Origin of the sequence: Shewanella amazonensis SB2B (genome assembly GCF_000015245.1) — a bacterium.
Taxonomy (GTDB): Bacteria; Pseudomonadota; Gammaproteobacteria; order Enterobacterales; family Shewanellaceae; genus Shewanella; species Shewanella amazonensis.
In genome coordinates this window covers 361,815-387,409 of record NC_008700.1, presented here as the reverse complement: position 1 = coordinate 387,409, position 25,595 = coordinate 361,815, and the positions used below count along the sequence as shown (strand labels likewise).

Sequence of the window (25,595 nt, the reverse complement as noted above, 5' to 3'; positions counted from 1 at the left end):
TAGCCGAAAATCAGCCGGAATCCCTATGATCCACAGCATGACCGCCTATGCCCGTATCGAGCATAAATCCTCCTGGGGCAACGCCTCTTTTGAAATCCGCTCAGTGAATCAGCGCTATCTGGAAACCTACCTGCGCTTGCCAGAGCAGCTGCGCAGCCTCGAACCAGCGCTGCGCGAACGCTTAAGAAAGCGCCTCAGCCGTGGAAAAGTAGAAGTGAATCTGCGCTATGACGTCGCCAACGACTCAGGCGCCGAACTGAGCATCAACCAAGACCTCGCCCGTCAACTGCTGGGCGCTGCCAATTGGCTTAAAGCCGAAGCCGGACAGGGTGATATTGCGCTGACTGATATACTCCGCTGGCCCGGTGTTATCGCCACCGCCGAGCAGGACATGGATGCCATCAGCGCCGAGCTGTTGGGGGCCTTCGATAAGGCACTGGATCAGTTTGTGGAAGCCCGTGGCCGTGAAGGCAGCGCCATCAAGGAAATGCTCGAAAGCCGCCTTGGTGCCGTGGAAGGTCAAATTGCCATTGTGCGCGAGCACATGCCAAAGGTCATTGAATGGCAACGTGAAAAACTCACATCCCGGCTTGCAGAGATTCAGGGTGAGCTCGACAGCACCCGTATCGAGCAGGAAATGGTGCTGCTGGCGCAAAAACTCGACGTGGCCGAAGAAATGGACCGCCTTGAAGCGCACATCACCGAAGCTCGCCGCATCCTCAAGAAGGGTGGCAGCGAAGGTCGCCGCCTCGACTTTATGATGCAGGAGTTCAACCGCGAGTCGAACACCCTCGCCTCCAAGTCCATCAGCACAGAAATCACAGCTGCCGCCGTGGAGCTCAAAGTACTTATCGAGCAGATGCGCGAACAGATCCAAAACGTAGAGTGATGTTTCACCACCCATCACCAACAACCAAGCCCTTGATAAAAGGGCTTTTTTGCATCTCACGGTCAAAGAGTTTGCGTCAGGAGTCGTAGCTTACTCCAAATTTTGCGGTGACTTATTGGTGACTTATGCTAAGCCAATTCCTAGGTAAGATGAGTCAACAATGAACCACGCGCAGTTGATCAAAACCGCCGCAAGCCGCTCTGAACAAAAAGTGCGTGTTGCCGACAATTTGTATATAAAGCCATTAAAGTCTGGTGTTGGCTCCTTCATCTACCGAGGCACCGTCGCAGGGAAAAGAATCGAAATAGTGCTTGGCCAATTCGGCAATGGCCCAGGGAAAATGTCTAAGTCAGACGCCAAAAACCAAGTTGCCGAGCTTCAAAGACAGGTAAAGGAAGGCAAAAACCCCAAGCTTGAGATCAAGAAGCTAGCGGCAGCACTGCAAGACACGTTTGGCAGTGTTACTCAGGACTATTTTGAGGGGTATTGCAGGACCATCGACCATCCAGGTAGACCGAGAGCCCTATACACAAATTATGTGGCTAAGACATTGGGCGAATTACCAGTTTCTTACATAACAAGAATAATGGTTCGTGACTTGGTCAATAGCATTGATGCTGGTGTGAAGCGGACAGCAAACATCAATGTGCTTCGGTTGATAGATAAAATACTGGATCACGCTGTGGAGCTGGGCATGCTTGAAACCAACGTGGCTAAGGGTATCAACCGCAAAAAAATTGGTGCGAAAGCAGAACCTCGAGAACGAAATTTGTCTTTTGAGGAAATTCCCATTGTGCTGGCAATATTACGTGACCACGTATCGAGGGATAACTATCTGGCGTTTATCCTTTTGCTCATTCTTGGTGTGCGTAAAAATGAGCTGCTACAAGCCAAGTGGACTGAATTTGATCTGGAAAAGCAAATATGGCTTCTCCCAAACGGTCGCAGCAAAACCAAAAAATCAATCGCAATTGCCATTCCCGAACCTCTCATGCCAATACTGCTGGAAGTGAAGGAGCGCAGTGGTAGCAGTGATTATTTATTCCCAGCCCGCAGAAATGGCTCAAATGTACCTCATACAGGCAAAGACACCTTAAATACTGCTTTATCAAAACTCTTTGGTAAGGAAAACAAGGGGAAAAAAAGCAGACCACTGCCTAATATATTCGAAGCAGCAGGCATTCCGCACTTCACAGTGCACGATTTAAGACGAACCTGTAGCAGTCGACTCAGCGAGCTGAGTGTCCCAGATGAGATTATTGAGAAAATCTTAAACCATACAAAAGCAGGCGTGAGGGGTACCTATAACCGTTATGACTGCCTCAAAGAGCGTCTGGAAGCGCAAACTAAGTTGTGTGAGAAGCTGGGAATTGCTTCACTTCTTGTGACAGGTACAGATGCTGCTGTGGCTGAAGAAGTAAAAACAGAGGTCAACTCTGCTGCAATACCAGCAACCATAGCAGCTCCAGCGCCAGTTCCAACGGCCGACGCTTCAACAGCCAAAGTAGCTGAGGCCACTACCACCAAAAAGGCGCTGTGCAAGAGTACAGATGATTCCAAACCAAGCCACCCTCAAGCTAACTGGCCTACTGGGCGCTCCCCTATGCCCTTTTCATTTGCAGGCACGCAAGGTGTTACGAGCGGTCAATCCGTCTCATTAAACTCACTGCGGATTTCAGGTGAAAATATCTCAGTGACCACAAGTTAGCTGTCTCACCGCACATAAGGGCAATGCAGGACGTTTGCTCTGCACAGCATGTGTGCTTGCAGCAAAAAACGGCACGTTTTTGTGCGATAACAGCGCCAGCAAGGCTGGCAAACCGCCGCGTAAGCGAGTGGATTCATCGAATCCGCTTGCTGTAGCAGCGCGCATGTACAGCTGGTCTGTACTACCCGTATTTTGGTTTTGCGTAAGCAAAATTTAGCGGCGGCGTTGGCAACAACGACAAGCTAAACCTTGCCCCGTTCGTAAGAACTGGGGCGCGGCAGGGACGGGAAACGCGATGGCCACATCGCCCCGTACCAAACGCGGCAAAAATGCGGGTAGTACAGAGCGTAGCTCGGTACATGCGCGCTTCATGCTGTGGGGCGCTAGAACGAAGTTCGTAAGCCGCTGATGATGGCAAGACATCAGCAGCGGCGGGCGCTCCAGAGCATATGAGGCGTTGGCGCAGCCAAGGCCGAACCCGCCGAAGGCGGTGCTTTATACCGGTAATCACAGCGGGCGTGATTCCGGTGCGGGGTGCGAAGCATCCCGCTGTCACTGTCGGTATGAAGCTCGCCACTTCATAGCGACATTGGCACTGGCTGATTGGGCTGAATTTGCGTGATGTGGCCTTACCTAATGCTGAACTTGTCTCAGGCTCGCATCAGGGAGGAAGCATGACAAACGGTTCTGGCAACAAACCACCCTTGCCGTCATCTGGCAATAAGACAGCAGCGCCGTCATCCGGCAATAAACCAGCAGCACTCTTATCCGTCAGGGATGAGTATCGCCCCTTCTTCAGCATCGACATGGGCTATCAGGTCGGCAGCAATCGCTGCCAAACGGGTAAGTCCAGGCGCAATCTCACCATCAAGATGGTGGCCCGTTTTGGCCTTATCAGCCCCAGTCTGATTGAAGTCTTTTATGGCACCAACAGGCGCCTGGCGCTGGAGCATCTCAATAAGCTGGTTGCTGAGGGTTTGCTGGTTGATGTGCGCACACCGCGCTCGGTGGATGGCCGCGTGTACGTATTAAGCTTCTCCGGCGCCAGAATGGCGGAGGAGCTGATGGGCATCGCCATTCATTACCGCTCTGTGTCTGAGCCATCGCAGCGGGTAAATCAAAACACCATCATGCACGATTTAATGTGCGCCTTTGTCATTATGCGTGGGCTGCTCAATACCCGTCAGGAGGCGGATTTCAGCCCCCAGTGGCAGCGCTTTATCAGCGAAACCGAGTTTCGTCGCCTGCATCCCGAAAACAGTACCCGCAATATCGATGGTCTGGTGCAGGAACCCTCCGGCACCCTGGCTGCGATTGAAATGGAGCACGCCTTCAAAACCAAAAAGCAGCGCCAGACCATTCTTAAGAAGTGGGCCAACGGTCTTGAGTCAGGGCTTTACCAAAAGGTGATGCTGTTTTCCCACAACATGGACATCCTGAGCGACACCAAACGCCTGCATCAGCAGCTGCTTACCGAGGCCACTGGCGCGAATGCAGCCAAGCGCAGCCCTAAAGGCGAGGCACTCAACCACGCCGAAGTCGAGCGACTGCAAAAGGCCATCATCTATCGCACCGTATATTGTCAGGAACTCACAGCGCTGTTTTACCCTTAAGCGGGGTTGGCAGTACAAAACGGAGCAGCGGCGCATATGCGCCGCTGCTCCGTGACATACCGAGCGGATTGCACTGCCGCATTTTCGCCGCAGCCAATCACATTAAGGTGGCAGACCAAAAGGTCACGTGGGTTCGAATTCCCTCAAACATCACGTACTCATAAGTTTTGCTCGGTGGAATTGGGTCACGGGCCACTTCAATAAAGTGCCAGAGAACACCAGGCTGCTTTGTAGCAAGAAGCCTGCGAGCTGCCACCCTGTCCTTGTCGATGGGTTAATACTGGCACAAACCAACCCAGCCTTTTTGGCCAAGTCGTTTACGCCCTTAACCCACCTACATCCCGTTAGGGTTCTCACTGATTAGTTACGCCCAGCCAAGGCAAACAAACCGGATCTGAGTCGATCAAACGCCATTTGGTATTGAAGAAACGGGCTAATCGAAACAATCCGCTCGCACTATGCAAATTAGCCGAGCCTTAAATGCAGCATAAAACGGAAGTTTTACACCCGAATGAATGGATTGAATCATGTTGATAATCATTATTTTAGATAAGCATGCTGCGCCTAACTAGTACCCTTGTCTTACCAGTGGGATTGGGATAAATTGGCTCAGGCAATAACAAACAATGGATTGCATACAATGCGCTCAAACAGGCACATTAGTAGCGCTGACGGTTGGCTCAATGTCGAGTTCAACTGAGAGCAATTGCAGCAGGGATGCGCCCGTCTTTCGACCCCCATCACAGACCCACATCCCCTCCTGCGATAGCTTTGCATATGGCTTAGGCTGGCTAACTCATTGTTAATGCTCAGATAGTGAAAATCAGGTGAACACTGCTGTCTGGTAGTCAGTGCCATGGGCGACAAATCTGTCAGGAACAGATTTGAACAACCATAAGGTTGGCCCCGTTGGGGTGAGTCTCAGGGATGAGACGAATAATAGTGTGGAGACCTGCGTGCTGTCTGGTAGCTAGTGCCAGTGGCGGTAGCTTACCTTGCAGCTATTGGGGCGATGCCTCAGGTGGCGCTTGGCTTGAAGGCCAAAGCGGCTTCGAAGGTGGAATTTCAGGTTGAGCTTCAAATTGAATGTGATGCCTGTGGTGACTCTTCTCAGGAGCACTTTCCATCCATGATGATTTTTTAAATTGAAAATCATCGCTCTTAAAAACAGTGTGTTGCGTGAGTTCTTGCCAAGTGGTCGGAGGTGAGATTATGCGCATACGCACTATTCAAATGTTAGCTGCCCATAGAAATCAGGAGTCACGTGGAAACTTTATCGGATCAAGGAATTAAGAAATTTCTGGAAAATTCACCTTTATATTCATGGAAGACATTTGCTCAGCCTGAAAAAATGAGAACGAGTCTTTGGATTAGGGAAATTGATGAATTCTGTGAAACTTGTAACCAAATAAGGCCGTTTCAAGACCTTCGGAGCTTAGGCGGTATTACTAGCCACCACCCAATGGGAAAAATACAGTTTTTACAATCAGGAACCTCGTATTTCACCTTCACTTGCGTATCTTGTAAAACTGAGAATCATACTTTTTTGGTAGAACAAGAAGTAACTGAAGAAACTGTGAAGATTCAAAAATATGGGCAACGGCCCCGTAAAAAGCTTGAAAGAGATGGAAAACTTCAAAAGTTTTTTAAAGAAGATGCCGAGTACTATGAAAAAGCTCTAATATCTCTCAGTAACGGTTATGGAATTGCCGCTTTTGCGTATTTCAGAAGAATTGTTGAACTTAACATAGTTAAACTTTTAGATCTTCTCGCATCAGACCTAGACCCATCTCAAGCAAATGATCCTATAAAAATAGCAATAGATGAACTGCGAAAAGAGTCTCCAATGAGCGATAAAATTAAAATCGCCAACAATGCTTTACCAGAGTATTTAAAACCTGACGGACTAAACCCATTAGGAACAATCTATAGCCTTCTTAGCGAAGGAGTTCATAGTTTAACTGACGAAGAATGTTTAGTTAAAGCTGAAAGCTTGCAAGCTTGTCTGAGTTTCCTTATTGCTGAATTAGCCTCAAGAAAAAGACATAAAGATAGCTTTAAAAAAATGGTCGGTGGTTTAAAGGGCAGCTAACAAGTGACTGTGGTATTCCGTCAGAATTTAATACGCCAAGTCAAGGGACTTTTCGAACTGTCGAGTTCCTGTAAATGCGGACTCGTAAGTAGGCGTATGCTTCACTTGTAAGACAACATCGGAGGCGCGTTGAATGTGTGGCCGGATGAATGTAATAGCCGATCCTCTGTGCCAGTGGCTGAGTGAAACCCTTGGTCTGGATTTTCACGCCAGCGACAATAGGGATTTACGCCCCACGCAGACAGTGGCGACTCTGGTGCATGAACAGGGCTCGCTTAAGCAGCGGGATACCGCTTGGGGCATTAAGCCTACCTGGGCGAAGCAGATCCTTATCAATGCACAGGCTGAAACCGTCATGCAAAAGCCCACCTTCAAACGCGCCTTTGCCGAACACAGATGCCTGGTGCCCTGCTCAGGCTGGTACGAGTGGCGTCAGGAGCAAGGCACTGACGGTAGAGAAAAAGGTCGAAAGGTTAAGTACCTCTTCAGCGCCGCCAACAACAAGCCGCTACTGATGGCCGGACTGGTGTTCAACGAACCCACCGGAGCCAAGCTGGTCAGCCTAACCACTGCCCCCATACCCAGCTGCGCCCTGTACCACAACCGTATGCCGCTGTTTATCGACCCAGACAACATCGATTTCTGGTTTGGTTCTACGCCAGAACAGCTTCAGCCACTGCTGCAAAACGAACACAGCTTGGGGATTTTGGTCGAAGCTCAGCACTGACATGGTTTTTAGTACAGCCAATAGCCCTAGAACTGGTTACCAAGTGGGTTAGGGGCTTGGAAAAAAAGGCTACTTTGCAAGGTCACACTATTAAAATGTTATGTGGTAAGAAATTATGAGTTACGAAAATCCTAGAATAGCTGGTCTAAGAGAAAGTAGAAAGTTTGCTGTCGTATTATTCACCTTTATTAAGGCAGTTATTGCTTGCGGTGTCGTGTATTATTTTGAGTATGGTTTGTATGTTGTCATTGCCTATTTAATATACTCGCTGGAGTCAATAAGTAGCTTTCAAAATTTAAACAGGGAAGAGGCAAGCGAGTTATTTGCAAATTTGGATAATGGCGTTGAGGTTCAAGACTTGAAAAGGGAAGTAGAGGTGCTTAAAGAAAAACTATCTTCTTGCGAAGATCGTTTGCTTGATGTGGAGTTGGACAAAAATTAATATGAAAAACCACATGACAAAGCACTCCAACGGACGGCTGAACGCCGCCTCTGAGTATAGTCGTTATGTTTCTCTGTGTAACACTTAAGTCCAAGGAGGACTATATGATTAAAAGTGCGCGTGTCTATCAACTGCTCAATACTGAGATAGAAGATTTCGCTTCTAGTAATATTGATTTTAAAACCTCAGATATGTTTCGTCTGTGGGTAGCAAACCGTAAGCTCATACAATCATGGGATAACAATAGTTATGACACCTTCGTAATAGAAAGCTTCAACATTATTAATAATATAGTTTCCAATATAGACTCAGTGCATCCTATATCCCAAGAAGCTCTTTATACTCTAAAAACTTATCAGGAGGAAAAGACTCTCCGTAAGTAGATAAAATCTCATCATATCCAAAGATAGGACAGGCACTGAAAGTTGCACGATCTGAACCCCATCGAAGCCCCGCGACTTTAAGCAGACTACCAAGCGACTTCTCATCAAGGGGTTATAAACTGACCCGTCAGTCATCCAATGAGTTGTCGCATGCAAACAAGGAGGTTTTGTGGATTTTTGGGCGCTTTTTTCAGGCGCATTTGCGCAGGTCTGGTACATCTTTCCGCTTGTCGCCGTTGCGCTGATCTTTAAGAGTCGCTGGTTTAAAGGAGTCTTCGGCGAGTTTTTGGTCAACAGACAATTATCCGGATTGGCTCAAGCATCTGACGGTGACTATACGCTGGTAAAGGATGTGACCCTGCCGACCGAGGATGGCACCACCCAGATTGACCATGTTCTGGTCTCCAGGTTTGGGGTGTTTGTGGTGGAAACCAAGAACATGAAGGGCTGGATTTATGGTTCTGTAAACCAGCGGCAATGGACACAGAAAATCTATCGCCATTCCTCCAAATTTCAGAATCCGCTGCATCAAAACTATAAACATGTGAAAACGCTGGAGTCACTGTTAGGCATCGGCATTGAGAAACTGCATTCTGTGATTGTGTTCATTGGTGACAGCACCTTTAAGACCGAGATGCCGGATAACGTGACCTATGCCAGTGGCTGCGTGCGTCACATCAAAACCTTCGAGCAGGTCGTATTTTCTGATGAGGAGTATCACAGCCTCATTGCGCGGATTGAAGAGATTAAGTTAAAGCGTGGCCTTGTCACTGATATCAAGCACAGACACCATGTGAAAGCGCTGGTAGCCTGCAAAAGCCAGAACAAGCAGTGTGTTCGCTGTGGCTCAGAAATGGTGATGCGGGAGTCAAAGCGTGGCGACAACAAAGGCAAGCGATTTTGGGGATGCTCTTCGTACCCTAAATGCAGGGCTATTGAAGAACTGAGTTGATCGTGTTTCGCCACTCAGACGATGTTGTCACAAACATAGAGACTGGCATATGAATAGCGGCGACAGGGCTAACATTTTGCAGACCAGCCATTAAACATAACTTACACGCTGCTGGTTTAAAGGAGCTGTGCCAGCGCTTGATGACAGAGTGCGTGCCGCATCATCCAACTTATCAGAAATCCAGACCACATCCGTGGTCTCCTAGTGCACGTCCAAACCGATAAAAAGTGTGTTAGCTTTAGACATGTCGGCCTACTGTGATTGTTTGTCTTTCCTGATAGAGAAAGTTCATTAAACAGTGTGACTCTGGTTTGACTAACCCACGAGAAAACACGGAGGCCGACACCTGTACAGCGAATCATTAGTATAAAGGAGGTTTAAAGTTGTATGGAAGATCTAAATAAGTTCCAAATCGATAATGATGGGAATTATAACGAAAGATTCATCGATAACAGCATCGAATCACCAACAGGCACAAAAGTATATTTTCGAGACATAGAAAATCACCTGCTTGCGCATATCAAACAAGCTGACGCGGTCTTTGGGGCGGTTGCCTGGTTGACTAGTTACTCAATTCTTGACGCATTGGCTGAAAAAGATAATGTTTCAATAATTGTTCAAAAAGAAGATTTTCTTCGGCCAGATGTTGGCTCAAGAACTGATTTTAAAAGTACCCTGCGAACTAAATATAATAATTTAACTTGTGTTCTTACTCGGTATTCATTTGGGAATATATTGAGTTCAGTATCAGTTCTTGGTGATCCTTCTATTGAACCAGTTAGGTGCGTTGGTAACCATAATAGAGATAAAACACCTGCTTTTCCCCGAATGCACAATAAGTTTTTAATTTTTGCAAAAGTAGAAGCCAGCCTAGAAGAATATGGTATTGAAAAAGTAACACCCTATGCTGTTTGGACTGGATCATTTAATTTAACAAAGAACGCGACAATGTCACTTGAAAATGCCTTGTATATAACTGAACCAGCAATAGTAGAAGCCTATTTTAAGGAATACGGTCAAATAGCTGCTATGTCAGAAGAACTAGATTGGCGTTCTGATTGGGTTGCTCCAGAATGGAGGATTGGCACGTAAATAGGGCTGATAAGTGACGGTGGCATTCAGCCAACCTCAATCTTTACCCGAAACGCAAACTTTCATGTTTATTTGTCTACGAGGTTAAGTGTATGCACGCAGGCTTGCTTCATGGCCCTGCGGCCACGTAAGTCGTTGTAAGCTCATTGGGTGTAATGGACATCGGAGGCGCGTTGAATGTGTGGCCGGATGAATGTAATAGCCGATCCGTTGTGCCAGTGGGTTGGTGAGATCCTCGGGCTGGACTTTCACGCCAGCGACAATAGGGATTTACGCCCGACACAGACAGTTGCGACCCTAGTGCATGAACAAGGCTCGCTTAAGCAGCTGGATACGGCTTGGGGCATTAAGCCAGCCTGGGCGAAGCAGATCCTTATCAATGCACAGGCTGAAACCGTCATGCAAAAGCCAACCTTCAAACGCGCCTTTTCTGAACATAGATGCCTGGTGCCCTGCTCAGGCTGGTACGAATGGCGTCAGGAGCAAGGCACTGACGGTAGAGAAAAAGGTCGAAAGGTTAAGTACCTCTTCAGCGCCGCCAACAACAAGCCGTTGTTGATGGCCGGACTCGTATTCAACGAACCCACCGGAGCCAAGTTGGTTACCCTAACCACAGCCCCGATACCCAGCTGCGCCCCGTACCACAACCGCATGCCGCTGTTTATCGACCCAGACAACATCGATTTCTGGTTCTGTTCTACGCCAGAACAGCTTCAGCCACTGCTGCAAAATGAGCACAGCTTGGGGATTTTGGTGGAAGCACAGCACTGAGGCGGCTTTTAGTACAGCAAATAGCCCTAGAAATGGTTACCAAGCTGGTTAGGTGCTTGGGGAAAAACAAAAGGCTATCTTGCAAGGTAGGCAAGCTTGTAAGCTTGGAAAATCTTGCAAGGTCGCACTATTAAAATGTTATATGCTTTTGCGAAGGATTCTCCGTTACACAAAGAAAAATTGACAACCAAACGCATCTGGATAAGAGTAGCTGTATGAAATTTAATCCAACGCATCTTAACAACCGAATTAGCATCATTCCTTAGGAATGGTGGGATTTTTGTATGTTTTGAACAAATCAACCCCGCCCTAGAAGGTGGGGTTTCTCTTTCTACCTTTTAGGAATCAGCATCTTGGAGGATTCAAATGAAAAAGGTAGCCGTTTTTGGAAAGCCCGGTAGCGGAAAATCCACAGTAAGCAAAGCTTTAGCGTTATCGAATGAGCTCCCGCTTTATCAACTAGACTCAATTGTTTATAAGCCAAATGGTGAGTTCGTAGCACGAGAGGTATTTGATGCCGCACATAACGATATTTTGAGTTCAGAATCGTGGATTATTGATGGTTTTGGTCCTATCAGTTCCTTTAACGAGCGTTTAGCGGCAGCTGATACCCTCGTATACATTGATCTCCCTTACTCTATTAGCTACTGGTTTGTAACTAAACGCTGCTTGAAAGGGCTCTTTATCAAGCCTGAGGGTTGGCCTGAAGGGAGCTCAATATTGAAAGGTACATTGAATAGCTATAAGACACTCAAGTTATGCCCTAAATTCTGGAACGATGAATTCTTATCTAAGCTAATGGGATACTCGAGTACTAAAAAAGTCTACATAATCAAAACAGTGTCTGAGTTAAATGACTTTGCTTTAGCGAAAACTAAATAGCGCGCATATAACAAAGCATTTAAGAGTGATTCGCAACGCTTGGCAGTTTCGCTTCGCTCGAGTATAGCCAAGCGCCGCTCACACCTTAATGCGGCGTTAGGCACTACATGAATCACTGCTGCGAGCAAATGAGAGGCCAGGCAAATTACAGGTGTGATCTTCATGCTGATGCACTTGAATGCCCAGACCACCTAATCAAGTCCTCTGATAAATTCAATGAGTACGGGATAGTTATTCATGACGGTGGTACGTCTTCAATCACGATCCAGTTTTGTCCCTGGTGCGGCGCAAGGCTACCTGAATCAAAGCGTGACCAATGGTTCGATGAGCTAGAAAGGCTCGGATATGACGACCCACTTGGGCAAGAAATACCTGAAAAGTACAAAAGCAGTGAGTGGTATCGCGCCTAACAAGTGACAGTGGCACTCAGACCATCAATTGTGATTTGATTCGGTTATGAATCATTGCAACCGCTGTCTTAAAAATTACCATGAATATACGACTTTACAGCGACTTACACATCGAATTTGAAGACTTCCATGCTCCAGCCGATGGCGCGGACGTCGTTGTGCTGGCCGGAGACGTAGACGTTGGTGTGAGAGGCATTGACTGGATAGTGCGGCAGGAGTTTAGCTGTCCGGTGATTTATGTGATGGGCAACCATGAGTACTATAACCATCGCTACCCAAGCCTGCTAGGTAAGGTGAAGCAGCATGCTGCTGGCAAGAATATTCATATCCTCGAAAACGAGAGTGTTGAGATTGATGGTGTGCGGTTTCATGGTGCCACGCTGTGGGCGGACTTCAAGCTGTTCGGTGACCCTCGGGTGGCTGGTTACGAGTGCCAACAAGTGATGAGGGATTACAAGAAAATCCGCAAAGAACCCTCTTACTCAAAGTTGAGATCCATTGATGTGGCCAGTATTCATAATCAGTCTCTAAGTTGGCTTGCCGAAAGCCTAGCCAGCTCCAAGAGTTCTGTAAATGTGGTGGTTACTCACCATGCGCCGAGCATGCTGTCGGTTCCAGCGTACTACCAGGACAACTTAGTGACAGCGGCCTATGCTTCCGATTTGAGTGCTTTTATTGATGAGCATAAACCAGACTACTGGCTGCATGGGCATTTACACACAAGCTCGAATTACTATCTGGGCGCATGCCAGGTTCTGGCTAATCCCAAGGGCTATAAGGGCGAAGTCAATGAAAGCTTTGACCCAAGCTTTAGCCTAACGCTGGCGAAGCGCGGTGTGTGATTGACCAATACAAAGGCTTGAACAGTAGCTCCTCAAGATTCTTTGAATGGCTTCGACCTTAAGTTGCGCAGCGCCCATTCTATGGGAAAAATGACCCACAGCAGAAAGATGTATTTCAGCGCCATGCTGAAAGACTCGCCTGACTTAGGGACGTGGTAATGACGATAGCCTGCGAATGACAACAATTGCACAGACATCATGGCGGAACCCAGCAGGGGCCTTCCCAGCTCGTTGAGGATGTAAAAGGTCATCAGGAAAGCGACGACAAAAGCATAGTCCACAGCGGTTTTTACTGACATCCAATAGTCCTTTATTCAATTCAACAGGGTAGAACCAATACAACGGCTGTGTTTGCCGACGAGTGCCGTTGTCGCACTCGGGTGTGCCGTTTCAGCGTGCTATAAGAGCCTTTACACTCGGAGATTGCTCAGCCCTTGCAAAGATGGCTTGTATCATTAGTATTGAATTTAATGAGATAAAGTCTAAGTTCAACCATTTTAAGGGGATGTACCATGAGTGTTGCCATGGCGCTGATAGCAATAGCGATTTTTGCCCTTTCGGTCTGGTTGGTTTTTGTACAATACCTGCCAAAAAAACTTGAGAAGTAACCCGCTTCTTGCCTAATAGAAAAGCGCCCCACAGGGGCGCTTTGAGTTTGGAGGGTTAATCCTCCGACAGTTCATGTATCCATAAGTCCTCAGCGGCCTGAAAAAAGGCCTCCGGCGTCAACCCAAACGCCAGTCTGAACTCATCCCGATACAAGTCACAAAAGCGTACAATTTCATCCAGATAACACAGCAGGATGGCGTACATGTCGGTTCCTGACAGGTATTGGCCTTCAAACTCAGGGTGTTCTGCCTGAATGGATTTGCTGGTACTGATCCCCAAAATCTGGCCAAGGATATTGCGGTGCAAGTAGATGTAGCGTGAGAATCCGAGCTCGATTGAGTCTTCATCACTATCTAACACATCGGCCAGCAACAGCATGGTGTGGTGGTCATCCCACGGAGATTTGGACTTGCGTTTGTAGATGCGAACGAACTGAGTATCTGCGACAGACATACTGGTCTCCTTGATTATGTGTCCTCGAAGATAGGTAGGCTCGCGAGTGGGAAAATGGCGAAAGAAAGAGCGAGCCAATTGGCTCGCTCAGGGGTTAGCGCCTTAATTCGAGTACTGCTGTTGCCAGATGAGCTTCAATTTCCTCGATAAACACCTTAGGCGGTTTGCCGAAGAGCTGTTCAAAGTGAGCACTGAACAGCTCACAAAACGCTTCTATGTCCTTCAGATAATGATCTAAGACCGCCGCCATGACATCACCAGTAAGGTAGTTGCCTGGCAGCTCAGGATGTTTGGCCTGAATTGACCCGCTGATACTGATCCCGATTTGATGCCCCTGCAGATTGTAATGCAGCACTATGTATCGGCTCATCTCCGGCTCAAGCTGCCCTTTCTCATTCAGCTTGGTGTTTGCCAGCAAAAGCACCTTGTGGCGCTGCAAGCCTAGTTTAGAGCCCTTGCGTGTTTGTTCGATGACCAGTGGATTCATTCTGTCCTCCAAAGTAGTTAATTAAGGTCATCGATAAGTAGGCACCTACCTGGGTAATTTGGCTCAATGGCCACTATCAGCGATAGTTAGATTCCAAAGATGACTCCCACTCTTTCAACTGCTTTTCGGTCCAGAACTTGTTTCTGGAGTTTTTTGCGTTCGGTTCAGGAAACTGACCTTTTTTAATCATACGATTCAATGTTGAACGACTCACAGTAAGTAGTTCGACTATGTCTTTGATTTTGAAAATCATGAAAAACGCCCCTGTATATTGAGATATGACAGGGGCATTTTGACTCAGTGGATATCTGCAACAAAATTTCGAATAAGCTCTAGGGTTACACGAGAGATTTCAGCCACGCTTCAATGTCCTGAGACCGAAACGCCTTCCTTCCATCGCTGATGACAACAGACCTGGGAAATGTACCATCATCCATTTTCCGTCTTATGGTTGATTCACTAAGACCAACTATTGCAACTACATCAGCCATTTTGATTAGGCGTGGAATCATGAGACTACTCCTGAACTTGCCAAAGGAGTCTTATGCTGACCTATCCACAAAAATTCCCAAAAATTTGAATAAGCTTTGCCAAGGTCATTCTCGTCGATTGGTGCTTGAAGAGCATCAAAACACCAAGACGCTGCAGATAAATTTTTAGCTTCCGGAAATCAACCAATCACTTCCTAGACCTCGCCTAGATTGCTTTAGTGGTGACTTACTGGTGACCTGATTATGAAAATATTTTTTAAAAAATTTTAAAGTTCTGATATTAAACAGTTTATTATAATACTCTATGTTCAGATCCAGAACGTGGAATAAGCTTGCCTCAGCTACGCCTTATTAAAATCCTGTTATGGCCTCGCTATAACAGGATTTTTCTATTTTAAGCGCCAATAGCTGTTTAGGGTTGTTTGCTGTATTTGGCAAACGAGGAAGGCGCACAAAAGCGTTCATCAACAATTGGGCGCCCAACCCACAGCGACTGTCACTACGGCTTATTCAGCCAATTCGAAAACCAGTTCTCCGCCGTCCAATAGCTGCTGATGGGTGAGGATGGCGCTATCGTGCTTTTTGCCATTAAGCCACAGGGCCTTCACCCATCCCTCGCCTTTCTTGATTACCTTGAACGCTTTGCCATTGGGCAGCATCACGGTCGCTTTGGCGAACTGAGGGGTGCCGAGTACGTAGTCGCCGCCAACGGGATTCAGCGGATAGAAGCCCAAAGCGCTGAACACATACCAGGCCGACATCTGACCCAGGTCATCGTTTCCGGCCAGACCATCGGGCTGCGCCAGATACATGGTGTCACGGATTTCTTTGATACGCGCTTCACCTTGCTGCTTTTTATCGGTAAAGGCATACAGGTAGGCAACATGATGCACAGGCTCATTGCCGTGGGCGTATTGGCCAATAAGCCCTGAAATATCCGGGGATACATCCCCCTGCATCTCAGAACTGGTGGAGAAAAGCTCATCCAGTTTGGCCACAAAGCGCTGCTCATTTCCGTACAAGGCCATTAGGCCCGGTACGTCATGGGGCACAAAGAAGCTGTACTGCCAGGCATTGGCCTCGGTGTAGTCGGTGTTGCGGTGCTCCACATAGGTGGGATTGAAAGGCGTTACCCAGTTACCTTGATGATCCTTGCCGCGCATAAAGCCGGTTTCAGCGTCAAACAGGGTTTTGTAGCTCTGAGCACGTTGATTGAACACCTGATAGTCTTCAGTTTTGCCAAGCGCTTTGGCCATTTGTGCTATTGCCCAGTCATCGAAGGCATATTCCAGGGTTTTGGACACGGCCTCAATTTCCAGATCCGAAGGCACGAAGCCGTATTCCCGGAACTTGTCGATGCCAAATCTATCCTGCATTGCCGAGGCCTTGATGGCGGCGTAGATGTGTTCTGGGTCCGCGGTTGTTAAACCCTTTAGATAGGCGTCCACAATCACGGGCACCGCATGGTATCCAATCATCACGTCGGTTTCGTTGGACATCAGGTCCCAGGTGGGCAGTAGCCCGGTCTCGTCATAAAAGCCCAGCATGGACTTGACCATGTCATCGACCCGCTCGGGGTTGCTGACCGTCAGCAGCGGATGCAGAGCCCTGAAGGTGTCCCAGAGTGAGAACAATGAATAACGGCCATAGCCCGGGTTGGCATGGGCGGCACCATCGGCACCGAAAAAGGCGCCATCCACATCATGGAATACCTGGGGCGCGACAAAGGCATGGTAGAGCGCGGTGTAAAACTTGGTCTTGTTGACCTCGTTGCCGTCTTCAACCTCGAACTTTCCAAGCTGCTGCGCCCAGGCCTGACGGGCATTGGCTTTGATTTGGGCAAAGCTCAGGTCGGCCACTTCGGCCTTCAGGTTCGCCTTGGCACCGGCAATGCTGGTGTAAGACAGGGCGACCCTGGCCTCCACCACTTTTGCAGTTTTCTCGGCAGAAGAAGCAGCCGACGAAGAACCGGTCGACAAAGAACCGGTCGACGAAAAACCAAAGTTCAGCACTATGCGGCCTTTTTCGGCCTGTAGCTGCTCACCCTTGATGGGCTGGTTTTCGCTGTAGAGTTGATGACTGAAGGGCTGATCAAATTTCGCCACAAAATACAGCGGCTGATTTTTGGCCCAACCGGTAGATAACCGATAACCACTTAAGGTGTGCTCATCTTCGACCCGCAGGAAGGTCACCACGGGTTTGTCGTAGTTTTGGGCATAACCCAAATCAATCAATAGCTTTGCATCTGTGTCACCATCAAAGCGGTAGCGGTGAACCCCGGCGCGGGTGGAGGCGGTCAGCTCCACCTGCACCTGTTCTTCCGGCAAATACAGGCTGTAATAGCCCGGCGTCGCACTCTCTTTGTCATGGCCATAGTGGGTGAAGATACGGTCTTTGTCGTCTCTTGGGCGGCTCAGAAAGTCGCCGCGAAAGGGCATCACCAGCACATCCAGCATGTCGCCCACGCCAGTGCCTGATAAGTGGGTGTGGCTGAAGCCCAGCAAGGTATCGTCAGAATAGTGATAACCCGAGGTCCAATCCCAGCCCTTGGATGGGTTATCCGGGCTCAACTGCACCATGCCAAAGGGGACCAAAGCACCGGGAAAGGTGTGACCATGGCCACCTGTGCCGATAAAAGGATCCACATGGTTGAGGGCTTCGCTTTGCGCCGGGGACTCGGCGTGCACCTGCTGAGCATTTGAGGTGCCGTGGGTAGTCGTACAGCCCACTGCCGTGAGTAAGGAGAAGGTCAACAGCGTTGGGGTTAACAACAAGGGTGTCAGACGTGGTAAGGACAGGGCGCCCTCTTTCAGAGTTATTGTTTTCATTAATCTTTCAACTTATCCAACCAGTTTTTCTTCAGGAACCAGGATGTCAGTATCGCCAGTGCCAGTGCCACCCACACCTGAGTCCATTGCTGGATAACCAGGTAGATGGGCAAGGCCACCAAACAGATTTGCCAGGCCATACCGACCAGAATATTGACCATATCCCGCAGTGGGTGTGTATCCGCGTCGAAGCCGGGATCGGCTTCCTTGACCTTGTCATGCACCGGCCCCCAGCAGCCCCAGGGGCGTACCTGACGGTAGAAGGCGCACAGCACCTCGTCCGGCTCAGGACGGGTCGCCAGCGTCCCCAAGATAGAGCCGGCCAGACTCAGCGCCAGCAGCAGCGGGAAGGCAAACAGCGGATGAGTACCCGGCATAAAGAGTGGCAGACACAAGGACGCCAGCAAGCCCGCCATCATGCCCCAGAAGTAGCCATAGGCATTAAAGCGCCACCAATGCCACTTCAGTAGATTGGCCGCGGCATAGCCGCCAAAGAGGGCACCAAAGATCCACTGCATGATCTCGTTGATGCTGGAGAGCATCAGCCCCAGACCCACGCCAATCAGCACCAGCACCAGAGACACCAGATAGCTGACCTTAACGTAGGTTCTCTCCTCGGCATCCGGGCGGAAATAGCGCTTGTAGATGTCATTCACAAAGTACACGGGAGCGGCATTGAGCGATGCCGCCAGGGTCGACATAAAAGCCGCCAGCAAACCGGCTATCAGCAGCCCAGTCAGGCCCACGGGCACAAAGTTATGGATGGCATAGGGCAGAATTTGCTCGAAGTCGAAGCTGCCCCCCTGGGCCTGGATTTCCGGCCCCATATACACCAGCGCCAGCACAGTAAGACCGGCCACCATCATGTAACGGGGGAAAAACATCACCAAAGACACCAGGCCGCTCATCTTGGCCGCCTCCTTGGGGGAGCGGGTCGCCAGAATGCGCTGCATATCGTAGTTGGGCACAGGGCCCGCCATGGAAAAGAGCACGCCCTTGAACAGCATCATCATGATCATCAGACCAATCAGCTCCAGACTGTCGGCGCGAATCTTGTCGTTCACGCTGTCAATCAGTCCCTGCCAGTTGAGATCGAGCTGCCACCCAAACCAGATGTTATCCCAGCCCTCCGGGGTGGCGGCCTTGATTTGCTCCGGGGTGACCAGATTAATGGCAATCAGGCCCACGGCCACGGCGGCTATGGTCATGATCACAAACTGCATCACCTCGGTAAACACCACCGAATACATGCCGCCCTTAATCACATACAGGCAGGTAACGGCAAAAATAATCAGGGCATAGGTGTCTGGCGAGAGCTGCCACGGGAAGAAAATGGCCGCGAATTTTCCAATGCCTTTAAAGGCATAGGCGATAAAGCCGATGGCGCTGACAATGGCAAATATCACCACCACCAGCTGGCACAACTCGGCGCCCCTGCCACTGCCAAAGCGGGTCTGCAGCCACTGGGCCCCTGTCATCACGTTGGAGCGGCGCAGCCACACCGACAGGTAAACCATCAGGAATACCTGATTGAAGATGGGCCACACCCAGGGCAGCCAGGCACTCTTCAGGCCGTAAACAAAACACATGGACACCAGCCACATGGTGCCCGCGATGTCGAACATGCCCGAGGCGTTGGAAACCCCAAGCGCCCACCAGGGGATTTCCTTACCCGCCAGAAAGTAGGCATTCATGTCTCTGCTGGCAAGGCGGGAGATATAAACCCCAAGCCCCAACGTGCCCAGCAGATACGCGCCTATAACCAGTAAATCCACCCATGCCAGGGTCATTGGGTTTCCTCCTGCACCAGGGATTGACAGCGAATGCCCTTCACCAGAGCCGCCTTGGTATCCTCATCCATGCCCAGTAAAGCAATGTGGATGCACTTTGGCTCGCCGGGGACCAAATCGAAGAAGTTGTCGGAAAAATTACCAGAGCAATGACCAGAGCAATTACCGGCAACTTCAGGCAGCTCCAAATGGCACTGGCGAATAAGCGTATTGGTGTTAAGGGTCAGGCGGAGCCCCTCAGCATCGAAGCTTGGCTCAAGGGTCAGCGCCGGCGTTTTCAGTGCCAGATCTTTGCTCGGCACAAAATAATACAGGCAATCGGTCAGCAGTTGCCCCTGCTCATCCAGCAGGCGTCCCCTCAGCATCAGCTGACAGGGATTGTGCTCGCCAAGCAGGCTTGCCCTCTCCAACTGGCATACCTGGGTGCTGGTATTTTTTGGGGTATCAAGCGCTTGCTGCTCCTGCCACAGGCAGTTGCCATCAAAGTCCAGCAGCTCAAGCACGAGCCTTGCCTTAACCGACTTCAGGCGGTCGCTCACCAAACGGACACGAACAGCGCCATCGACCTCATCCACCACCAGCAGGTCGGTGCGGAAACTGCGTTTGGCCTGATAGTGCAGCGCCTTCCAGCGGCCGTAATAATCGATACCGGACCAGGACGCCGCGGGCCAGGTGTCGTTAAGCTGCCAGTAGAGGCTGCCCATGCAAAATGGCCGCGCAGCCCTGTGGGCCTCAAACGCCAGCTTCAGGCCTTCTGCCTGTTGTACCTGACTTAAAAACAACAGTCGTGGGAAGTTTTCCGGATCCCGGTATTCCTGCTCCATGTAGCTGCGAATAAGCTTGTTACCCCGGGGGTGTTTCTGATGCACCCTGAGCACGCTTGATTCCAGATGCCAGTCAGTCTCCTCGGTAAAACGCGCCATGGACGAGGCCAGCGGGAACGACTGAAAGCCGAACTCACTCATAAAGCGGGGAATACGTTTCTGATATTCGCTGAAGGGCTCCTCGCCGTGCCACACCCCCCAGTAATGGTGATTGCCTATGTGGTCCATGTCTTCTTCCCAGAAGCCTATGGGGGACGAGCGCAAATAAAAGCGTCCGGCGTCCAACTCGGCCACGGCCCCAGGCAGACACTCATCGAACAAGCGGATGTAGTCGTTCTTCAGGCGGGCATAGAGTTCATCGCTGTAGCCAAACTTCTCAGGCCACTGCCAATGCTTGATACCCATGTCCACTTCGTTGTTGCCGCACCAGAGTGCCAAACAGGGATGATTGCGCAGGCGCTTGATGTTATAAACCGCTTCTTCGCGGACGTTGTCCAGAAAGGCTTCATCGGCCGGGTACAGGGAGCAGGCGAACATAAAATCCTGCCAAATCAGGATGCCGTTTTCATCGGCCAGGCGATAAAAGACCTCATCCTGATACACACCACCGCCCCATACCCGCAGCATATTCATGTTGGCATCCACCACGGCGTCAAAGTCAGCCTGATGACGATCGGGTGTCATGCGGTGGATAAAGCTGTCACCGGGAATATAGTTGGCCCCCTTCATAAACACCGGCTGGCCATTGACCCTGAGGTAGAAGGATTGCCCCATGCCATCAGCTTCGTTGATGACTTCCAGGGTACGCAGACCAACGGCCTGGCTGTGCTGTGCCAACGGCTCATCGCCGGCGAGCAAGGTAAAATGGAACTCATATAGGTGGGCTTCACCCAGACCATTGGGCCACCAGAGATTGGGATTGGTGAGCTCGAAGTCCAATCGCAGCGCGGATTGTTCAGTCAGCGGCACGTCACGGTTAAGTGGCACTTCCCGGTTAAGCTCGGGCGCAGCCGGGCACGCAACCCGCAGACTCAGCTCGCCTTCCTGATTGTCTGTATTGCACAGCGCCAGGCTCACATCGAAGCTGAACTCAGCCTTGTCACTGCTGAGGCTATGCTGCACAAAATGCACCCCATCAATACGGCCTCGTTTGATTCCCTGCAGACCGATGGCACGCCAGATGCCACTGGTGACAAACCTTGGGCCCCAGTCCCAGCCAAAATGGCAGGGCGCCTTGCGATTGTACACACTGAGTTTCTCGACCGACTTGTCGTTTTCCGCCGGATAGGTAAAGCCCGCCGCCTGATGCAGCGGCAGGGTTTCCTTAATGGGTGAACGAAAATGAATCTCCAGCAGGTTTTCCCCGACCTTCAGCAGCGACTTACAGGAAATACGCTGGCCAATAAACATGTTGCGACTGTCGCCAAGCTTATGGCCATTGAGGTACAGGTCGCAATAGGTATCCAGGCCATCGGCGACCAGTTGCACCTCATCGTTTTGCCACCAGTCAGTATCCAGACTAAAGGTCTTGCGATACTGCCAGTCCTCTTGCTCAATCCATTGCAGCTTTTCTTCATTGTCCCGATAGAAGGGGTCGTCAATCAGACCATTGGCGAGCAGGTCGGTAAAGTTACAGCCGGGCACCTGAGCCGGAAGCCATTCGGCTTTACCCTGCTGACGAAATTGCCACTGGCCGCCCAGGTCCATTGATTGCCCCAAAGAGTTCAGAGATTGACCAAAAGGCTCGAAGGAATGTGTTGTCATAATGCTCTTCAACATGTAAAAGTCCGCCCTTGCGGCACTTGTAATAAGGTATTGGCCTGAATATTGGCTACCAGCTCAGCCACCTTTGCCTGGCTCACGCGGCCCGAACAGACCTTGTCTGAATTGGCTGAGGGTGCATCGAGTACGGCGGAGTAAGAGTGCAGCGACCAGGGACCTTGGTTGACACCCAGCTCGCGCAGTATCTGCACCACGTTGTCAGGGCCCACACCACCGCCCGCGACCAGTTCAATGCGCCCTGCCGCCTGTGTCAGCAGCGTCGCCAGCCGGGGTAAGCCGTCAAGAACACCAAGCCCTGAACCCCATGGCGTACCGGCACTGAGAACCCGCGATACCCCAAGGTCGATAAGTTGCTCCAGCGCCGCAAATGGGTTTTCGATGGCATCAAAGGCCCGATGAAAGGTCACCTCCAGAGAGAGATGCTGCGCCAAGGCCAAAAGTGGAGACAACGCCTTGATATCCAGCTGGTTGTGGCTGTCCAGCGCCCCAAGTACTACGCCATTGGCACCCTGCCCGGCTGCCCGATAGAGGTCGTCTTGCATCTGAGCAAGCTCGCTGGCCGAATAGCAAAAATCGCCTGCTCTGGGTCTTATCATCACCAGAAGGCCTGGCACGGCGGTAAAAGCCTCCCGGGCAATGCCCATGGCGGCGTCTGAGGGCGTCAGCCCCTGATGCTGCATGTGCCCGCAGAGCTCGATGCGCACGGCGCCGCCCGCTTTGGCAGCTGCCACATCCGCAGGCAGCGCGAGCAGGTCATCGGCATCGATGCACACTTCCAGCGCTATCATGGCAACAGCTCCAAATGGCCAAGATGGGCATTGATGCTCGCGCTGCCATCGGCTTGCAGTGCGATAACCACCAGCTTTTTCCCTTTAAGACCCGAAAGCCCGAGTGACTGACTCGTCCAGTCAGCATGGTCGCCAAGGACTAAAGAGAGCTTTTCACCGTCGGCGGTTTCAACATAGAGACTCAGGCCCTTGGCCTGCCCCTGGCTTATCAGGGTTAGCTGGCTTGATTCGCTCAGCATCACATCAAGTGCATAAAGCGGCGCTGTGGCAGCTCCTTTGGCTGTTACCGCCAGACTGCTGCCGCCCTGGTAGACGGTATCAAAATCAAAACTGAGCTTCAGCGCCCCTTCACCGGCAAATTGCCATGTGGGCAAGAAATCCTGACGGCCCATGTCGGTCCAGGCGCCGCCCTTAACCTCACCCTTTTCCACCCACTGCTTACCCTGTCCGGTATTAAAGCTGGTGCGAAACGGCAGGCTGTTCAGGGTGGACTTGGCAGGCAGATAAGCACCCACGCCCTTCCAACCGGCTTCATCCGCAGTGGCGAGATTCATATCGTCCCCGGCGAACAGCCGCACTTCTGTGGCATAAAAGCGCGCCGCATCGCCTGGGTCATTTCGGAAGTTGCTGAACGGCGGCGTATGGGGCTCGCCGTCAAAATTGAAGTTCACATTGGGGGCAAACAGGGCAATGGAGGTCAGCGCCTCACCGTCATCGAATAACCAATCGAGCCACTGATGGCGGCTGAAGGCGCGCTGAGCGTTGCGGCTCGGCCAGAGGTCGGCTCCCACATACACATCATAGGGAGAACGGCCCAAGGCTTTGGCCTCTTGCACCGACGCACGGACCATGTCTTTGTTCCACCAGTAATTCAGAAAGATGGCATCGGATGAACGCACCTTATTTTGTAAACCGCCCTGCGAGCCGTCCTGCGCACTGTCTTGCAGGTAAACCCGGTTATGTTCATTAAGCTGGTTTTGCCAACGCACCTCGCCGCTGGCAATCATGGCATCGTACCAATGGATTTCCATGCCCTGAGGGGCGTTGGCGGTAAGGTATTGCACGAAGGCGAGCATACGCGCAGCCAATTCCCTGCCACGTACCGGGTCGCTTTTATCCGCCAGCAGGTTGTTGTCGGCATCCTTCACGGCGGTCAGGTCGGTTTCCTGATTAATCAACCAGCCATCAAAGCCATAGAACCGGGCCATCTGGATAAGTTTGTCGGCAACAATAAAGTTTCCTGTGGCGTCCTGCTCAAGCAAGGCCTCCACCTTGTCGGCGCTGCCGCCCCATTGGGCCACCCCGAGAAAGACAGAGCCTATCACCTTCACCCCGTTTTTATGGGCGGTTTCCACCCAGGGGCGGGCGGGAATTTGCACCCCAAGGTCGGCAGTGCCAGCAAACCAATTGAGCACATCGATTTGCGACCAGTGGGTAAAGTTGTACAGGTTGAACTGGCCCTGAGTATCCAGGTAATTGGCAAAGTTATTCATGCCATCGGGGGCGTAGAGCACCTTGGCCTCAGACACCTTCTGCCCTGCAAGGGGTGCGCTGAAGCGCGATGCCAAGGGCACCTGAGACACATTGCGGCTGTCTGCCGTGGCGCCTTTTGGAGACCAGGCCTTGGCCTGGGCTATGGTCAGGGCAAAGGGAGGCTGACTGTCGAGAATGCCTCCGGCCACCTTTTCTGTTCCCGGCTGGGGATCAGCAAAGGTCACAGCGGGCAAGCAAAGGCCAGCAAGCAGCAAAGCGAGAGAGAGAGCGGATTTCTTCATGCATTACTCCCCAGCAGACTCTTGCCGTCAATCAGGGTTGCACCCGATTGCTGGCGCACCGCGTAATTGAAACCACTCTGGATGCAGTAGGCGCCGTATTCACCGGCCTTGTTCAATGCCAAAAATCCCACCTGGAACTGGGCATAGTCACCGAGTTTTCGGGCGATGCGCTGCACCGCTTGCTGACAGGCCTCTTCCGGGCTCGCGCCCTGACGCATCAGCTCCACCACCAAGTGGCAGCCCACTGTCTTAATCATCAGCTCGCCCATGCCGGTGGCGGTGGCGGCGCCAACGTCGTTATCCACATACAGCCCGGCACCAATCAGGGGAGAGTCGCCCACGCGGCCATGCATCTTGTAAGCTGCGCCGCTGGTGGTGCAGGCGCCGCTGAGATTACCGTTCGCGTCCAGCGCCAGCATGCCTATGGTGTCGTGGTTCTCAATGTTGATGGTCTGCACTGTCTGCTCTTTCAGCCAGCGCTGCCAGTCGGCCCTGGCCTCTGCTGTCAGCAGCTCTTCTTCAACAAAGCCCTGCGACAGGGCAAACTGCCTGGCGCCTTCCCCCACCAGCATCACATGGGGGGTCTTTTCCATCACCAGACGTGCCACCGATATGGGGTGCTTGATACCCTGCAAAAACGCCACCGAACCACAGTTCATGTGTTCATCCATGATGCAGGCATCCAGAGTCACCTTGCCGTCTCTGTCGGGATAACCACCGTATCCCACAGTACGTACTTTGGGATCGGCCTCGGGTACCCGCACACCGGCCTCTACAGCATCCAGGGCTCTGCCGCCTGCGTTGAGCACTTGCCAGGCCGCTTCGTTGGCGGGCATACCGTGCTCCCAGGTGGAGACCACTATGGGTTTATTCACCTTACGACCCAGCGCCATGGCGGGCGCTGCCAGGCCTATCATGGATGCCAGCGACGAGAGTTTGAGAAAGTCCCTTCTTGAGGCCATGGC

The 25,595-nt window shown here is 51.0% G+C and carries 23 protein-coding genes; 13 read left to right on the top strand and 10 right to left on the bottom strand.

Annotation, left to right across the window (positions count from 1 at the left end; translation table 11 throughout):
- Positions 1–25 precede the first annotated feature (25 nt).
- From SAMA_RS01715 to SAMA_RS01655, 13 genes are all read left to right on the top strand, one after another.
- Positions 26–889, top strand: a complete 864-nt coding sequence (locus SAMA_RS01715; RefSeq protein WP_041409639.1) for a YicC/YloC family endoribonuclease — start codon at positions 26–28, stop codon at positions 887–889.
- A 160-nt stretch (positions 890–1,049) separates the two neighbouring features.
- On the top strand, positions 1,050–2,597 hold the full coding sequence (locus SAMA_RS01710) for a tyrosine-type recombinase/integrase (RefSeq protein ID WP_011758439.1): 1,548 nt from the start codon (positions 1,050–1,052) through the stop codon (positions 2,595–2,597).
- Between the two features lie 674 nt (positions 2,598–3,271).
- Positions 3,272–4,210, top strand: a complete 939-nt coding sequence (locus tag SAMA_RS01705; protein ID WP_011758438.1) for a hypothetical protein — start codon at positions 3,272–3,274, stop codon at positions 4,208–4,210.
- 1,264 nt (positions 4,211–5,474) lie between these two features.
- Positions 5,475–6,302: a hypothetical protein gene (locus SAMA_RS01700; protein WP_011758437.1), complete on the top strand. Its 828-nt coding sequence runs from the start codon at positions 5,475–5,477 to the stop codon at positions 6,300–6,302.
- A gap of 145 nt (positions 6,303–6,447) precedes the next feature.
- Positions 6,448–7,029, top strand: a complete 582-nt coding sequence (locus SAMA_RS01695) for an SOS response-associated peptidase (RefSeq protein ID WP_232280511.1) — start codon at positions 6,448–6,450, stop codon at positions 7,027–7,029.
- 115 nt (positions 7,030–7,144) lie between these two features.
- Complete coding sequence (locus SAMA_RS01690; protein ID WP_041409638.1) at positions 7,145–7,471, top strand: hypothetical protein; 327 nt, start codon at positions 7,145–7,147, stop codon at positions 7,469–7,471.
- Positions 7,472–7,575: 104 nt separating this feature from the next.
- Positions 7,576–7,854, top strand: a complete 279-nt coding sequence (locus tag SAMA_RS01685) for a hypothetical protein (RefSeq protein WP_011758435.1) — start codon at positions 7,576–7,578, stop codon at positions 7,852–7,854.
- 169 nt (positions 7,855–8,023) lie between these two features.
- The gene (locus tag SAMA_RS01680) at positions 8,024–8,806 is read left to right on the top strand and encodes a nuclease-related domain-containing protein (RefSeq protein WP_011758434.1); all 783 of its coding nucleotides are present in this window, start codon (positions 8,024–8,026) and stop codon (positions 8,804–8,806) included.
- A gap of 387 nt (positions 8,807–9,193) precedes the next feature.
- Positions 9,194–9,898 carry a phospholipase D-like domain-containing protein gene (locus SAMA_RS01675; protein ID WP_011758433.1) on the top strand — a complete coding sequence of 235 codons (705 nt, stop codon included), beginning with the start codon at positions 9,194–9,196 and terminating at the stop codon, positions 9,896–9,898.
- A gap of 189 nt (positions 9,899–10,087) precedes the next feature.
- Positions 10,088–10,669 (top strand): SOS response-associated peptidase, encoded by a 582-nt coding sequence (locus SAMA_RS01670; RefSeq protein ID WP_232280510.1) that lies wholly within the window; start codon positions 10,088–10,090, stop codon positions 10,667–10,669.
- Between the two features lie 366 nt (positions 10,670–11,035).
- Positions 11,036–11,551, top strand: coding sequence for a P-loop NTPase family protein (locus SAMA_RS01665; RefSeq protein ID WP_011758431.1), 516 nt, complete (start codon positions 11,036–11,038; stop codon positions 11,549–11,551).
- 107 nt (positions 11,552–11,658) lie between these two features.
- Complete coding sequence (locus tag SAMA_RS19895) at positions 11,659–11,961, top strand: DUF6980 family protein (RefSeq protein ID WP_011758430.1); 303 nt, start codon at positions 11,659–11,661, stop codon at positions 11,959–11,961.
- Between the two features lie 80 nt (positions 11,962–12,041).
- Positions 12,042–12,803, top strand: a complete 762-nt coding sequence (locus SAMA_RS01655; protein ID WP_011758429.1) for a metallophosphoesterase — start codon at positions 12,042–12,044, stop codon at positions 12,801–12,803.
- A gap of 32 nt (positions 12,804–12,835) precedes the next feature.
- On the opposite strand, the gene SAMA_RS01650 is transcribed toward SAMA_RS01655, so the two are convergent.
- From SAMA_RS01650 to SAMA_RS01610, 10 genes are all read right to left on the bottom strand, one after another.
- Complete coding sequence (locus SAMA_RS01650) at positions 12,836–13,102, bottom strand: hypothetical protein (protein WP_011758428.1); 267 nt, start codon at positions 13,100–13,102, stop codon at positions 12,836–12,838.
- Positions 13,103–13,466: 364 nt separating this feature from the next.
- Positions 13,467–13,865 carry a hypothetical protein gene (locus SAMA_RS01645; RefSeq protein WP_011758427.1) on the bottom strand — a complete coding sequence of 133 codons (399 nt, stop codon included), beginning with the start codon at positions 13,863–13,865 and terminating at the stop codon, positions 13,467–13,469.
- Positions 13,866–13,959: 94 nt separating this feature from the next.
- Positions 13,960–14,352 (bottom strand): hypothetical protein, encoded by a 393-nt coding sequence (locus SAMA_RS01640; RefSeq protein ID WP_011758426.1) that lies wholly within the window; start codon positions 14,350–14,352, stop codon positions 13,960–13,962.
- Positions 14,353–14,690: 338 nt separating this feature from the next.
- Complete coding sequence (locus SAMA_RS19890; RefSeq protein WP_380797093.1) at positions 14,691–14,843, bottom strand: helix-turn-helix transcriptional regulator; 153 nt, start codon at positions 14,841–14,843, stop codon at positions 14,691–14,693.
- A 506-nt stretch (positions 14,844–15,349) separates the two neighbouring features.
- Positions 15,350–17,671, bottom strand: a complete 2,322-nt coding sequence (locus SAMA_RS01635) for a GH92 family glycosyl hydrolase (protein ID WP_011758425.1) — start codon at positions 17,669–17,671, stop codon at positions 15,350–15,352.
- Positions 17,671–19,461 (bottom strand): sodium:solute symporter family protein, encoded by a 1,791-nt coding sequence (locus SAMA_RS01630; RefSeq protein ID WP_011758424.1) that lies wholly within the window; start codon positions 19,459–19,461, stop codon positions 17,671–17,673. Before SAMA_RS01630 ends, SAMA_RS01635 begins: the two co-directional genes overlap by 1 nt.
- On the bottom strand, positions 19,458–22,049 hold the full coding sequence (locus tag SAMA_RS01625) for a beta-mannosidase (protein ID WP_011758423.1): 2,592 nt from the start codon (positions 22,047–22,049) through the stop codon (positions 19,458–19,460). Before SAMA_RS01625 ends, SAMA_RS01630 begins: the two co-directional genes overlap by 4 nt.
- An 8-nt stretch (positions 22,050–22,057) precedes the next feature.
- Complete coding sequence (locus SAMA_RS01620) at positions 22,058–22,855, bottom strand: copper homeostasis protein CutC (protein WP_011758422.1); 798 nt, start codon at positions 22,853–22,855, stop codon at positions 22,058–22,060.
- On the bottom strand, positions 22,852–24,630 hold the full coding sequence (locus SAMA_RS01615; protein WP_011758421.1) for an endo-beta-N-acetylglucosaminidase: 1,779 nt from the start codon (positions 24,628–24,630) through the stop codon (positions 22,852–22,854). The genes SAMA_RS01620 and SAMA_RS01615 overlap by 4 nt, the downstream gene beginning before the upstream one ends.
- Positions 24,627–25,592: a N(4)-(beta-N-acetylglucosaminyl)-L-asparaginase gene (locus SAMA_RS01610; RefSeq protein WP_011758420.1), complete on the bottom strand. Its 966-nt coding sequence runs from the start codon at positions 25,590–25,592 to the stop codon at positions 24,627–24,629. The genes SAMA_RS01615 and SAMA_RS01610 overlap by 4 nt, the downstream gene beginning before the upstream one ends.
- Positions 25,593–25,595: the final 3 nt, after the last annotated feature.